The organism is Devosia rhodophyticola (genome assembly GCF_028816475.1).
GTDB lineage: Bacteria > Pseudomonadota > Alphaproteobacteria > Rhizobiales > Devosiaceae > Devosia > Devosia rhodophyticola.
On the sequence record NZ_CP118247.1, the window covers coordinates 2,669,687 to 2,682,196 of the forward strand.

The window sequence follows — 12,510 nt, forward strand, 5'->3', positions numbered from 1 at the left end:
GACTTCCGCTTCATGGTCGACGCCAACCATTGCTACAATACCCATGACGCCTTTTACGTCGGTCGGGCGCTCGAGGAACTGGATGCCTATTGGTTTGAAGAGCCAATCGCTCCGGAAGATCTCGATGGTTATCGCGAATTGCGTGCCGGGCTCAAGGTCAACATTTCGGGCGGCGAAGCGGAATTCAATCGCTGGGGATGGCGGACGATCCTTGAAAATCGCGGCCTTGATATTGCGCAGCCAGAAGTTTGTGCGCTGGGCGGTATCTCAGAATATTTGCGCGTTCTGGCCCTTTGCCACGCCCACTTTACGCCTGTGATCAATCATGTCTGGGGTTCGGCTGTTGCCGTGGCTACGAACCTGCAATTGTTGGCGGCAATGCCGCCGTTGCCGGGGGCATGCACCCCTGCGAACCAATGCTCGAGTTTGATACGACGGACAACAGGTTCCGCGACGATCTGCTTAAGGAGCCGTTGGATATCCAAGGGCAGATCAAGTTCAACAATGGGTATGTGACAATCCCAACGGGGCCTGGAATCGGGGTGGAGCCGGATAGGGATTTCATCAAGAAGTTCGAGATAGCGGGCTAGGTATCTTTCCGCAAATTCGGCAGATCGCGGCGGCCTGTTCGCGGTTGATGTGGATCGTCCGGGTCAGCCAGCCATCGAAGCCAGGCTGTTGGTCAGGTCGAAAGGCTGATTTCAATCTGCCATTTGCAGCTGCCGCCGGGCGCAAGTATCCGGTGTGTTGCTTGAGTGATTGCCTCATCCAGCTGCCCCACCGGCGCCGTTGTTGGTTCAATGGCGATCTGGTGGGTGGGATTGTCCTTTGGCCAGCCGCCATAAGACAGCCAGAGACCGATGAAGGGCACGTCCTGCTCGGCCCATGAGAAGTGGATGCCACCGTTCGGGCCCTGAACGCCCATGCGTGCGCGGCCATCAATTTTGCCGTAGGACTTTTGCGCCAGACCGTCCTCGATGCCGCGAATGGGGCTTAGATCGGCCGACTCACCATCATCGGTGCAGATGTCGAGGATGCCTTCCACCGCGAATGTTTCGTCGGGCTGGCAGGCTAGAAGGCAATGCTGGCTCCAGAGCCAGGGCAGGGCTGTGCCGCTTGTCGATTGGAGTTCATAGGCCGCGACCAGTTTTGCGCCATCCACGGTTAGTCGGCGCGTAAAGCGGTAATTGGGATCGATATAAGTGCAGCTGATCTGGTTGGCGCTGCTGGTGTGCGTCCACTCGCGCGCCCAGAGGTCGCCGTGGTCACGCAGATTGCGCCCCCACGTTGGATCGGTGCATCGGCTGACGGTCGGGAAACATTCGTCCCAGCCACGTGAAGGAGCGCCTGTAAAGTCCGCCTCATTGTCTGTGGCACCAACCAGCGGACCCTGCGTCAACCAGTTGCGACCGGTGCGCCGGTCTATCAGTGAAACGACCCTTGCACCAAATGCGGGCGCGACTTGAACTTCAAGCGCATCCGAACTGAGTTGGCAAATTGACCTGGATCGGAGGGTATGGGACATCAATTTCTCTCAACCGATAGCGGCAGCGCGTGGTTGTTTTTTAAATGGGCCGAGACAGCTATTCGGCGGGTGTCGTCTGTTCGACGTGTTTCTTGATTGCTGGTGCCCGCCGCGTGGGCTGAACCTTACCGATGGATTTGCGCAAAACCAGTTGGCTGGACTGAATGATGGTTCTTGGGGGAAGGGCGTTGCCGGCGAAACGATCGAGCAGAAGTTTTGCGGCCATACGGCCGACCTCGCGCATGTCGCGCTCGATGGCGGTGATTGGCGGACCAGCGATTTCGGCCAATTCGGTATCGTCGGCGCCGACAAAGGAAAGCTGGTCAGGGATAGAAAGATCCAAAGCTCGCACGGCCTTCAGGGCGCCAAAGAAAAAGTCGCTGCCTGCTGCGATGAGGGCAGTGGGCGCTGCGCCGTTGGTAAGCAAGTCATAGGTTTCGGAGGTGCCGTAGGCAGCGCCCCGTCCGGCGCCATCTGTACGCATCAAGTCCGGATCGACGGTGATCCCCGCCCGCTGCAAAGCGTTGCGATAGGCTGCAACTCTGAGACGGCCGGGGCGGTTAAGCGCCGCGGTTACAAAACCAATTCGTTCGTGTCCCATCGCAATCAGTTGCGCCATAAGCGCTTCCATTGCCTGAGTGTGCTCGACAAAGACACGGTCGGCGTCAAGTTTGATCTCGCGATCAACCACAACAATTGGCACGCCCATCATCTGCAATTCGCGGGCAGTTTCTGCCGATGTTTCATCGACCACTGAAACAATCAGACCATCCAGTTGACGCTGGCGCGCGGCCTGGAGAAAGGTGATTTCCTGGGAGACTTCGGATTCCGATGAAAAGGTGAAAAGCATGTAGCCATTTTGGGCCAGCACTTCTTTCACACCGGCAATCATCCGCACAAAAACAGGGCAGCCCAGATCGGGCACCAGCATGCCAACGGTTTTGGAAATATTGGTGCGCATGGCGCGGGCGGCGGCGTTCGGCTGGTAAGACAGGTCCTTCATGGCCGCGAGAACCCGGGCGCGGGTCACCTCGGAAATGCGGGTGCTGCCGCCTGCTACGCGTGAAACCGTTCCCATCGATACGCCCGCAGCCGCAGCGACTTCGCGAATGGTGGCGCGGGGGCGGATGGGGTTACTCGTCATGGCCATATCTCTGAATTGCGCATTCTCGTATGGTCTACTTAGCATGAATATGTCGCAAAGACCACGGATTCATGTGATGACGTTTGCATTGGCTTTCTCGATTTCCGGTCACTGACAATATCAGAGTTAAATCAAAGTGTTAACGCGAATGTTCAGAACTATGGTGACATAGGTGACCGAAAAGACGCTTGACAAAGTCGGGCGTTGTGGCGACGTTTGCACAGATGTCGGTTACCGGTGGGTCGCATTGCTGTCGCGATTCAAATCGTGCAATACCCAAGCGCGCAATAGAACGTCTTAAGGCTTTAAAACAATGAAAATTTCCAAGGTTGAAGCTTTCCCAATCAAGTTGAAGCGGGAGGACGAATATACGGAAAATTTGCGCGAAGAGGACATGAACGATTTTGGCGATTACGTCATTGCGCGCAATCAGTGGACGTCGATCTACCCCAAACACATCGAAACCACCCTGGTGCGGATTGAAACCGATACTGGAATTGTTGGTTGGGGTGAGGCTTTTGCGCCGGTGGGCCGACGTACGCCGGCGACAGTAGTTGAGGACATCTGCCGCACCGTCATTATGGGCCATGATCCCCATGATGTGGAATATCTATGGTACCGCAGTTATAGCGCGATGCGCGAGCGCGGCCATGGCACTGGGTTTTTCGTCGACGCGCTTTCGGGCGTGGACCAGGCCCTGTGGGATATCGTTGGCAAGTCCCTGAACAAGCCAGTTTACAAGCTTTTGGGTGGTCAATATCGCGATAAGGTTCGGGTTTATTCCGGCTTTGGCGGTACTGACCCGCAGACAATGGCGGGCCAATCGGCTGAAATGGTTCGGTTGGGGTATACCGCCCTGAAGCTGCACGTTCGGGTCAGCAATTCGCGCATTCTCGATATTGTCAGCGCAGTGCGTGAGCGGGTCGGAACCGATGTGGAATTGATGGTGGATGTGCACACCACCCGCTCGGTTTCCGAGGCGATCCAACTGGGTCGGGGGCTGGAAAAGCTTGGTGTGAGTTGGCTTGAAGCGCCGGTCGCACCTGAAGATGTTTCAGGGCACGCCGAGGTGGCGCGCGCCCTCGACATGGATGTTGCGAGCGGCGAGTGGCTGCGAACGTCATACGAGTGGAAGCCCTGGTTTGAAAACCGCGCGCTGGATATTCCAATGCCCGATATCGGGCGCACCGGGATCAGCGAAGGCAAGCGCATCGCCATGCTTTGCGACTATTACAATATGCCGATGGCCCCGCACATTGGAGCTGGTTGCATTCTGGCGATTGCTGCGGGACTGCACGTGTCGCTGGCCGCCCCACGTTTGCAAATCATGGAGCACGGCCATCATGCCATGCCCATCAAATCCTCGTTCGCCGATGTCTATCCTGACGTGGTGAACGGCCATTTTGTGGCGGATAATCGCCCCGGATTAGGGGTGGAAATCAATGAAGACAAAGTGCGCGCCATCACCAGCTATTGATATTTTTACTGCCTGAAAGGTCGACCTGAATGCTGCAAGTTTACAATGATTTTGAACGCCGCCCGGATTTGTTGGCCAAGTTCGACGCTGTGGTCAAAAGTTACTCGGCGAGCTGCATTTTTGCTGACGTCATGTACCGAACCGGTGTGATGCATTCTGGTATCAAGCCGCCATTTCGCGCTAAAACTGTGGGGCAGGCGCTCACGGTGCAATTGTCCAAGGGGGATCTTGTCGACCCACTCAAGGCGCTTGAAATGGGCACCGAGGGTGACATCATCGTCGTGGATGCTGGCGGGGATATGCAAACGTCGGTCTGTGGTGGACTAATGGGCGGACTGGCCAAAAACCGTGGTATTCGTGGCATGGTCGTTGACGGCACTGGACGCGATATTGATGAGCTGGAAGATATCGGGTGGCCGATCTGGACACTTGCCATAACGGCGCGGGGCACCCACACCATGTTCTCCCAGCGCAAGGAAGAACTGTCGATCAATGTGCCGATCAGTTGTGGCGGCGTGGTCGTGCATCCGGGTGATTTTGTCGTGGCTGATACCAACGGCGTTGTTGTCGTCCCGTTGAGTGAGGCCGAGCGCGTTGTGGGACTGGCGCAGGAACAGGCCGACCGAGAACAGGCAACGCGCGAATGGGTGGCCAGAGGCAAGACCATTGATGATCTGCTGGCTGAGTTTGGCCGCATCTAAAAGACAATAAAACTAGGCCAATTGGGGGAGACTGTGGTGAGCAGCGATAGGCTGGGTGTAACCGTAATGCCCGAATATGTGCAAAGCGAGGGCGCCGAAGCAGTTCTCGATCGTCTGGTTGGCCAACTTGGTGCCAATCAGATTACCACCTCTCCCTATGTAGCGGCTCAAACCAAGCCGGGCGAAGGATTGCGCGAGCCGCCAGCGGACGCCGGGGCAGGTGCTGTTCGCCTGCTTGATCGGCCTCTTTGGGGGGCGGGCGCCGTCTATATGCGTGCCGCGCCAAGTTTTGTGCCTGATGACGCGCTCTATGCGCGGGGTAGCTATGCACCTCAGCCCGCCGATGAATTGACGCACACTCAGGGTCATCTGGTTGGCGATTTTCTGGGGCTGGCCAAGCGTCGGGGCGTCGAAACGCATTTTGCAGGTAATGGCGGCCATTCCGCCGTGTTTGCGGGTGCAGTTTGGAGGGCCTAACGCCGCCGATGAATCCATGCTGCCGGATGGTCGTATTTTGCCGCCACGGGTGGACAAGAATGCCAGCCTGGCCGCCAGTGGTGTGCGTGACTATATGCGGGCGCTGATCGTCGACTTATGTCGTAATTATCCCGAGGTCGACGCGTTCAAGTTCGATTGGCCGGAATATCCGCCCTATGATTTTTTGGCGTTATTTGCCGACTATAACCCGCAGGTGCGCCCTTACGCCGAGGATCTGGGTCTGGATTTTGATCAACTGGCAAGCTCCATGGCGGGGTTGATGGGGAAAATCATCGGGGGTGAACTGCCCGATCTAGGCCTAATGGACGCAAGAGATTTTGGCGATGTGTTGGCGAGGCTGCAAGAATTTTGTCCGGCCCTGACAGACCATTTGGCATTGAGGGCGCATCTGGTTGAGCGCTATGCGGCGTTTCTGCGGCAATGCGTGGATGAGGCCAGTGGCGGGACCAAGAAGATGATCCTGCAAGGTTTTCCGACGCCCTGGGATCAGTTGTCAGGGTTTGCGGTCAAACCGCTTTCGCAGCATGCCCATGGATTGGCGGTTAAATTTTACACGATGCATTGGCCAATGATGCTGCGCAATTATGGTGACCGCCTCGTTTCGGCAATGCCGGAGCAGGATGCTGCAATCGCCCAATCGCTATCGCGCCTGTTTTTATCGCATAGCCCGGCATACGCGAGCATTGGCGACTTCCGCTATCCCGAACCCGGCCAGCGGCACGGCATCAGTGCGGCAACGATTGCGGCCAAGTTCACGCCGATGCAGAAAGTGGCTACCGTGCCGATTGCTGGCATTGCGCATGCCTATGGGCCGATACCGGATGTGGTGGAGCGCTTCAAAGCTATCTGGAATGCCTCTGGGCGGCACGTGGAAATCAACCGCTACTGCTATATGGGCAATGCCAAGATTGACGCCTTGGCCGAAGTTGTCAAAGGCGATGCCTAGCCAAGTAGGCGAAGGCGTGCGTGAGCGTTGATTAATATCGAAATGGTATTAAACCATCCCAAAAAGGGTATTGGCGGTATTTGTTGAAAGGGGGTTTAAGGTTGGGTACGCGAAGGAGCGTTGTCGGACCTGTGAGGAGTTGAACCTTGAAGCCGCAAAATCTCATTGTCATCATGGCCGACGAGCATCGGCGCGATTATCTGGGCGCGAGCGGGCATCCGTTGGTGCAAACGCCCAACATCGACGCCCTGGCGGCGCGCGGAACGCGTTTTACGGCCGCTTATACGCCTAGCCCGTTATGTGTTCCGGCTCGCTCCTCATTCGCCACCGGTAAGCCAATTCGCGATGTTGGAGCGTGGTGCAACGCCTGTGCTTACACTGGTGAACAGGAAAGCTGGCACCATAGGCTGCGCGAGGCGGGGCATCATGTCCATTCAATCGGTAAACTGCACTATCGCGGCGCCGAGGGCGACGACAATGGCTTTTCTGAATCCGAAGTGCCGATGAATATCGTCGACGGCCTTGGCGATGTGTTGGGGCTTATTCGCAATCGAAATATCGAGCGTGGCGCTGCCAACAAGATGGCCGACATGGCGGGGCCGGGCGAGTCGGTTTACACAACCTATGATCGCGATATTTCGGGGCGGGCACAGGTCTGGTTGCGCGAAACTGCGCCGCAGATCACCGACCAGCCGTGGGTGCTTTTTGTTTCGCTGGTAGCGCCACATTTTCCGCTGACGGCGCCGCCTGAATTTTTCTATCTTTATGATCAAAATCAGATCGAGATGCCAAAGCAATATGGCGACGATGAACGCCCGCAGCACCCTTATCTCGATGATTATCAATCGGTTTTCGCCTATGACCGGTTTTTCAAGGATGGTGCCGACGTCAAGCGAGCAATTGCGGCCTATATGGGACTTTGCACTTTCGTTGACCATCAGGTGGGTGAGATCCTCAAGTCGCTGGATGCCTCGGGGCTCGGCGAGGAGACGCGAATTGTCTACACGAGTGATCACGGCGATAATCTGGGTGCGCGGGGCCTATGGGGCAAGAGCACGCTTTATGAAGAGTCAGTGGGTATTCCGCTCATCGTTTGTGGACCGGATATTGAGGCCGGGGCCGTGCGCGATCAGCCGCGCTCGCTGATCGATGTTTCGCGCTTCATCCTCGATGCGACCGGGGGCGATTCATCGGGATTTGGGGAGGTCGATTTATTCAGCGATGCCGAGGTGCCGGTAGTTTCGGAGTACCATGGCACCGGCTCGCGAAGCGGGGCATTCATGCTGCGTTCGGGGCGGTGGAAATATGTGCATTATGCTTTGTATGACGCCCAGCTTTTCGATCTTGAAGCCGATCCTGAGGAGTTGAACGATCTTGCGGATGACCCGGCATATGCCAATACGGTCAAGCAATGCCTTTCCATTCTGCTATCGCGGCTGGACCCTAAAGCGGTGCATCTGGAAGCCTTGGCAGACCAGCGTCGACGCATTGATGCGCTTGGCGGCGAGGGGGCAATCTTGGCACGCGAGGACTATGGATTTTCGCCACCGCCCGGCGTTCGCGCCCGCGTCGGCCAGTAGTCTTTGCCATGATTGAGCCAATGACGGTTGGCGATCAGGGGGCGATCATTGCTCGTATCGGCCCACTGGTTGACAGCCACCATCACCTGTGGGATCTCGATGCTAATCGCTACCCCTGGTTGCAGGATAAAGTGTTCGATAATGCCCATTTCGGCGATTATGCCGCCATCAGGCGCAACTATCGCGCGTCGGACTATTTGTCCGACCTTGGGGCGGTTCAACTGTTAGCATCCGTGCACGTTGAGGCTCACTGGCGTGGGTTTATTGACAGCGCCGGGGAAACGGCGTGGCTGGATCGGGAAGCGAGTGAACAGAATGTTCCGTCCGCCATTGTCGGCTATGCCGATTTGACGGATCCGAATCTTGAGGTCACGCTTGATGAGCACATGCGTTCGCCCCGGTTCCGGGGCGTGCGGATGATGACCAAGCGACAGCGGGCGCCTTCGGGGGCCGAATTGCTCAGCGATCCCGCCTTTTGTCGCGGCTTGGGAATTGTGCATGAGCGGGGGCTCAGTTTTGATCTACAGGCGCCGCCGTCGATCATGGCCGCCGCAGCAGATCTGGCTGATGCCTTTCCCGATCCATCAATAATATTGACCCATGCTGGGCTGCCGCTGGACCGCAGTGCGGCGGGCGTGGCGCTGTGGCGGCACGGCATCGCCGCCCTGTCGGAACGTGCCAATGTCACCGCAAAGCTTTCCGGGCTTCCCATGACCGACTGGCACTGGGATGTCGAAAGCCTGAGGCCATTTGTGGAGCACTTGCTGGCCTGTTTTGGTGCCGACCGCGTGATGTTTGGCAGCAATTTTCCTGTCGACAGTCTGTTTTCGAGTTTTCCCAAACTGGTGGCAGGTTATGGGCAGATTGTGGGGGAACGCGGCGACGCGGCGATTGATGCAGTTTTTCGCACGACGGCGGCGCGGGTTTATCGGTTGGATCTTTCTAGCCCAATTTCAGAAGCAGGGAAATGACCATGGCCTTGGCAATTCCAGATTCGGTCGAACCCATTGGCAGGGCGGGCCTGCATGTGTCCCGGCTTGCCTATGGTGGCGTGCCGTTGGGAAATTACCCTACCAAGCTCAGTGAGGCCGAAGCGGCTGCGGCGATCAGTTGCGCCTATGATCTAGGCATCCGGTATTTCGATGTGGCGCCGCTTTATGGTCATGGGTTGGCCGAGCATCGGCTGGGGGCAGCGTTGCGTGGGGTTTCGCGCGACAGTTTTGTGCTTTCCACCAAGGTCGGGCGGCTCCTTGTGCCGGAACCCAGCGCAGCGTTGAAGGCTGATCCGATGGCCGGAATATTTGAAGATCCATTGCCGTTTTCGCTGACCAATGACTATAGCTACGATGGCATCATGCGGTCGGTTGAAGATAGTCTGCAGCGGATGGGGCTGGCCTCCATCGATATCCTGCATATCCACAATATTGATCCCAACAATCACGCGCCCGATGTGCTTGAGGCATTGTTCAGCCAATGCATGGCCGATGGCTATCGGGCGCTGGAGCAATTGCGTAGTGAGGGCACCATCAAGGCAATTGGGGTGGGTAATAATTCGTTGGCAATGTGCGAGCGGTTCGCGCGCGCCGGTGATTTTGATTGTTTCATGATGGCCGGACATTTCAATCTGCTGGATCAGGGTGCGATTGAAAGTTTCTTGCCCTATTGCAAAAGCCGCGGCATCCGGATTCTCTTGGGGAGCCCATTTGCGTCGGGCCTACTGGTTGCCAAAGAGCCGGAAAGAGCCTTCTACATGTACAAAAAGCCCAATGAAGAAATACTGGGCCGCGTCCATTCAATCCGTCGTATCTGTGCGGATCATGGCGTGAGCATTGCGGCGGCGGCATTGCAGTTTCCGCTCTTGCACCCCGTAGTGGCCTGCATCGTTCCCGGCATGCGGACTGCCCAGGAAGTGAGTGAATGTGTTAAAGCATTTACCCAGAATGTGCCGGGCGGGTTATTTGCAGACCTTCAGTCTGCCGGACTGATCGAAGGAGGCCTGACGGTTCAGTAAAGGCGCCGGTCGCCCGCACGATAAATGAGTTGATACTCATTGATCAATCAGTCATAAATCACATGAACTGCCGCCCGATTTTCGCTGAACTAGAGCTTAACCTTCAGAACAGGCCCGCTGGCCATTTCTAATACAAACCTCAAGAGATTTCATGCCCCGTCAACCGAACTTCATCTTCATTATCGCTGACGATCATCGTTTCGAATCCCTTGGGTTTAATTGTTCCGAGGTCGAAACGCCGAATCTGGATCGATTGGCAAAATCGGGGGTGGTATTTGACAATGCGCATTGTCAGGGCAGCCTGCATCCGGCCGTTTGCGTGCCCAGTCGCGCATCATTGATGACGGGGCGCAACATTTTTGCACTTCGCGGTGGGAGTGCGCACGAACCGACAATCGGCATTCCCGAGGATTTTGATACCTTTCCGCAGTTGCTGGCCGGGGCGGGATACAAGACGCATGCCGTTGGCAAGTGGCACAATGATTTTGGCTCATTTACCCGCTCGTTCGTGTCGGGCGACCGGATTTTCTTTGGTGGCATGAGCGATCACGACAAGGTGCCGCTGCACGACTTTGATCCTGCGGGCAAATATGGCTCAACAGAGCCACGCCTTGAGGCGGGTTTGTCTACGGATATGTTTGAGCAATCGGCCAAATCCTTTCTGGAAAATGTCGGCACTGACGACCCGTTTTGCCTCTACATTGCCTTTACGGCCCCGCATGATCCACGGACGCCACCCGATGGGTTCAAGGTTGACCCGAGCAGCGTTTCCTTGCCGGATAATTTCATGCCCATTCATCCCTTTGACAATGGCGCAACGGTGCTGCGCGATGAGTTGCTCGAAGCGATGCCGCGGACGCCAGAGGCGGTGCGCCAGCATCTGGCGGATTATTACGGGATGATCAAACACCTGGATAATGCCATTGGCAATATTTTGGAAACGGCCGAGCGGGCTGGCGCGCTCGACAATACGGTGGTCGTTTACACGGCTGATCATGGACTGGCGCTGGGGCAGCATGGTCTTATGGGCAAGCAGAATGTTTATGAGCACAGTCTCCACATTCCACTGATTATTGCGGGGCCGGGCGTGAAAGGCGGGCAGAAACTGTCGCCGCTAGTCTGGCACGCGGACACGCGCGCGACGGTGCTTGATCTGGCCGGATTGCAGACTGAAGCCAATTCCGATGGCGGCAGCTTGATGCCGCTGATCAATGGGAATGGTGATGTGCCAAGAGAAACGTTTGGCGCAGCCTATCGCATGGGGCAACGCATGATCCGAAATGAGCGTTACAAGCTGATCCGCTATTATCAATCCGGCACACATGACAAAGATGAATTGCCGGGATTGCCGACCCCAACTTTGGGCTCAGCCCTTGAGCAAATTTTCGATCTTGAGAGTGATCCTGGCGAAACAATCAATCTGGCATTTGTGCCTGAAATGCAGGATGTCCGCGCCCAACTAAGCGCAGCACTTGACGCCTGGCAGACACAGGTGGGCGATCCACTTGCGCGAAAGGACGCCAGCTAAGCCAAAGGAATGTGAGGCAGATCGCCCTGAAATCTGGTTGGGTTCTGCCCCACATCTGTATCAATTTTAGCGTTGGTCGTATCTTGAGACGGTTTGGCGGGCATTTGCGAAAAGCAGACCGCAGTCGCTGGTTACCGAGACGAAGTCGAAGCCGGCGTCGAAGAAGCTGTCGGCCTGGGCGGGGGACAGAGCCAGTGTGCCAGCAAATTTATTGGTTTTCCGCACGCGTTCCAGTGCCTTGTTGACGATTTCGGTGATCCTTTCGCCGCCGCCCTGTCCAGGAAATCCAAGGCTGGCCGAAAGATCTGACGGTCCGAAGAAGACAGCATCGACACCGTCGACCGCCAGGATATCTTCGAGCCGATTCAGCGCTTCCCCGGTCTCGATCTGCACGATGAGAAAAAGACTGTCGGATGCCTTGGTGAAATAGTCGGGAACGGCGCCGTACCGGTTGGCGCGGTGCATGCCGGCCATGCCACGTTGACCACGAGGCGGATAGTGCATGGCATTGACTGCTGCTTTTGCTTCTTCGGCAGTTTGCACGAAAGGCAGCATGAAGCTGCGTACGCCCGCATCAAGATGTCGCTTGAGCAACAATTCATCATTGAGGGTCAGGCGGACAATTGGAATTGTCGGCGATGGATCGACGACGCGTAGATGAGAAATTACGTCGTTCAATTCGATGGGCGCATGTTCACAATCTATCAACAGCCAGTCAAATCCTGCCCAAACCAGTCCTTCAATGGCATTGGTTGAATTCAGCTGCGTCCAAATTCCAACCTTGGCGCGCTGCTCCTGCAGGGCAAGCCGCATAGGATTGGTGAGGTCTGGAAATTTGGGACGAGGGGGACGGGTGCTCATGATTGGGCCTGTTTTGAAAGTTGAAAGGTCGAGATCGGCGCGCTGACATTAGGCTGAGTGAGGGAAAATTGGTTGAAGACGCGGGGTAGCAGTATGGCCGTTGCCGTTTAATTCGGAATGCCAGCAAACTGCTAAACGTTTGCACAGTTCAATGTTGCCGGCCACAAACTGCCTTTTAGCTGGATTGTCGGGACGTTTTGTATGATTGCAAGCACTTTTATCGGCATCATCATCAGAAA

The 12,510-nt window shown here is 56.3% G+C and carries 12 protein-coding genes; 9 read left to right on the top strand and 3 right to left on the bottom strand.

The genetic code is table 11. The features are described from left to right. Positions 1–12 precede the first annotated feature (12 nt). A complete protein-coding gene (locus tag PSQ90_RS13085; protein WP_282210737.1) occupies positions 13–516 on the top strand; it encodes an enolase C-terminal domain-like protein in 504 nt (167 codons plus the stop codon). A 166-nt stretch (positions 517–682) separates the two neighbouring features. Here PSQ90_RS13085 and PSQ90_RS13090 read toward each other — a convergent pair whose 3' ends face one another. Together PSQ90_RS13090 and PSQ90_RS13095 are read right to left on the bottom strand one after the other, a co-directional pair. Beyond that, the gene (locus tag PSQ90_RS13090) at positions 683–1,525 is read right to left on the bottom strand and encodes an aldose epimerase family protein (protein ID WP_282210738.1); all 843 of its coding nucleotides are present in this window, start codon (positions 1,523–1,525) and stop codon (positions 683–685) included. Between the two features lie 58 nt (positions 1,526–1,583). Then, positions 1,584–2,669, bottom strand: a complete 1,086-nt coding sequence (locus PSQ90_RS13095; protein ID WP_282210739.1) for a LacI family DNA-binding transcriptional regulator — start codon at positions 2,667–2,669, stop codon at positions 1,584–1,586. A gap of 313 nt (positions 2,670–2,982) precedes the next feature. Here PSQ90_RS13095 and PSQ90_RS13100 point away from each other — a divergent pair, with 313 nt between their 5' ends. The 8 genes from PSQ90_RS13100 (at position 2,983) to PSQ90_RS13135 (ending at position 11,410) form a co-directional block, all read left to right on the top strand. Then, the gene (locus PSQ90_RS13100; protein ID WP_282210740.1) at positions 2,983–4,146 is read left to right on the top strand and encodes a mandelate racemase/muconate lactonizing enzyme family protein; all 1,164 of its coding nucleotides are present in this window, start codon (positions 2,983–2,985) and stop codon (positions 4,144–4,146) included. A gap of 29 nt (positions 4,147–4,175) precedes the next feature. Then, a complete protein-coding gene (locus tag PSQ90_RS13105; protein ID WP_282210741.1) occupies positions 4,176–4,847 on the top strand; it encodes an RraA family protein in 672 nt (223 codons plus the stop codon). A 36-nt stretch (positions 4,848–4,883) separates the two neighbouring features. Then, positions 4,884–5,324: a hypothetical protein gene (locus PSQ90_RS13110; RefSeq protein WP_282210742.1), complete on the top strand. Its 441-nt coding sequence runs from the start codon at positions 4,884–4,886 to the stop codon at positions 5,322–5,324. 16 nt (positions 5,325–5,340) lie between these two features. Continuing rightward, the gene (locus PSQ90_RS13115; protein WP_282210743.1) at positions 5,341–6,291 is read left to right on the top strand and encodes a hypothetical protein; all 951 of its coding nucleotides are present in this window, start codon (positions 5,341–5,343) and stop codon (positions 6,289–6,291) included. Positions 6,292–6,437: 146 nt separating this feature from the next. Continuing rightward, positions 6,438–7,871: a sulfatase-like hydrolase/transferase gene (locus tag PSQ90_RS13120; protein ID WP_282210744.1), complete on the top strand. Its 1,434-nt coding sequence runs from the start codon at positions 6,438–6,440 to the stop codon at positions 7,869–7,871. Positions 7,872–7,879: 8 nt separating this feature from the next. Continuing rightward, the gene (locus PSQ90_RS13125; RefSeq protein WP_282210745.1) at positions 7,880–8,842 is read left to right on the top strand and encodes an amidohydrolase family protein; all 963 of its coding nucleotides are present in this window, start codon (positions 7,880–7,882) and stop codon (positions 8,840–8,842) included. Between the two features lie 2 nt (positions 8,843–8,844). Beyond that, entirely contained in the window at positions 8,845–9,882 is a 1,038-nt protein-coding gene (locus tag PSQ90_RS13130; RefSeq protein ID WP_282210746.1) for an aldo/keto reductase, read from the top strand. Between the two features lie 151 nt (positions 9,883–10,033). Beyond that, positions 10,034–11,410, top strand: a complete 1,377-nt coding sequence (locus PSQ90_RS13135; RefSeq protein WP_282210747.1) for a sulfatase-like hydrolase/transferase — start codon at positions 10,034–10,036, stop codon at positions 11,408–11,410. Between the two features lie 66 nt (positions 11,411–11,476). On the opposite strand, the gene PSQ90_RS13140 is transcribed toward PSQ90_RS13135, so the two are convergent. After that, positions 11,477–12,271 carry an HpcH/HpaI aldolase family protein gene (locus PSQ90_RS13140; protein ID WP_282210748.1) on the bottom strand — a complete coding sequence of 265 codons (795 nt, stop codon included), beginning with the start codon at positions 12,269–12,271 and terminating at the stop codon, positions 11,477–11,479. Positions 12,272–12,510: the final 239 nt, after the last annotated feature.

Excerpts from the sequence above, each read along its gene's own strand:
- PSQ90_RS13105 (WP_282210741.1), top strand. The coding sequence starts at position 4,176 with ATGCTGCAAGTTTACAATGATTTTGAACGCCGCCCGGATTTGTTGGCC.
- PSQ90_RS13140 (WP_282210748.1), bottom strand. The coding sequence starts at position 12,271 with ATGAGCACCCGTCCCCCTCGTCCCAAATTTCCAGACCTCACCAATCCT.
- PSQ90_RS13135 (WP_282210747.1), top strand. The coding sequence starts at position 10,034 with ATGCCCCGTCAACCGAACTTCATCTTCATTATCGCTGACGATCATCGT.
- PSQ90_RS13130 (WP_282210746.1), top strand. The coding sequence starts at position 8,845 with ATGGCCTTGGCAATTCCAGATTCGGTCGAACCCATTGGCAGGGCGGGC.
- PSQ90_RS13115 (WP_282210743.1), top strand. The coding sequence starts at position 5,341 with ATGCTGCCGGATGGTCGTATTTTGCCGCCACGGGTGGACAAGAATGCC.
- PSQ90_RS13125 (WP_282210745.1), top strand. The coding sequence starts at position 7,880 with ATGATTGAGCCAATGACGGTTGGCGATCAGGGGGCGATCATTGCTCGT.
- PSQ90_RS13095 (WP_282210739.1), bottom strand. The coding sequence starts at position 2,669 with ATGACGAGTAACCCCATCCGCCCCCGCGCCACCATTCGCGAAGTCGCT.
- PSQ90_RS13085 (WP_282210737.1), top strand. The coding sequence starts at position 13 with ATGGTCGACGCCAACCATTGCTACAATACCCATGACGCCTTTTACGTC.
- PSQ90_RS13090 (WP_282210738.1), bottom strand. The coding sequence starts at position 1,525 with ATGTCCCATACCCTCCGATCCAGGTCAATTTGCCAACTCAGTTCGGAT.
- PSQ90_RS13100 (WP_282210740.1), top strand. The coding sequence starts at position 2,983 with ATGAAAATTTCCAAGGTTGAAGCTTTCCCAATCAAGTTGAAGCGGGAG.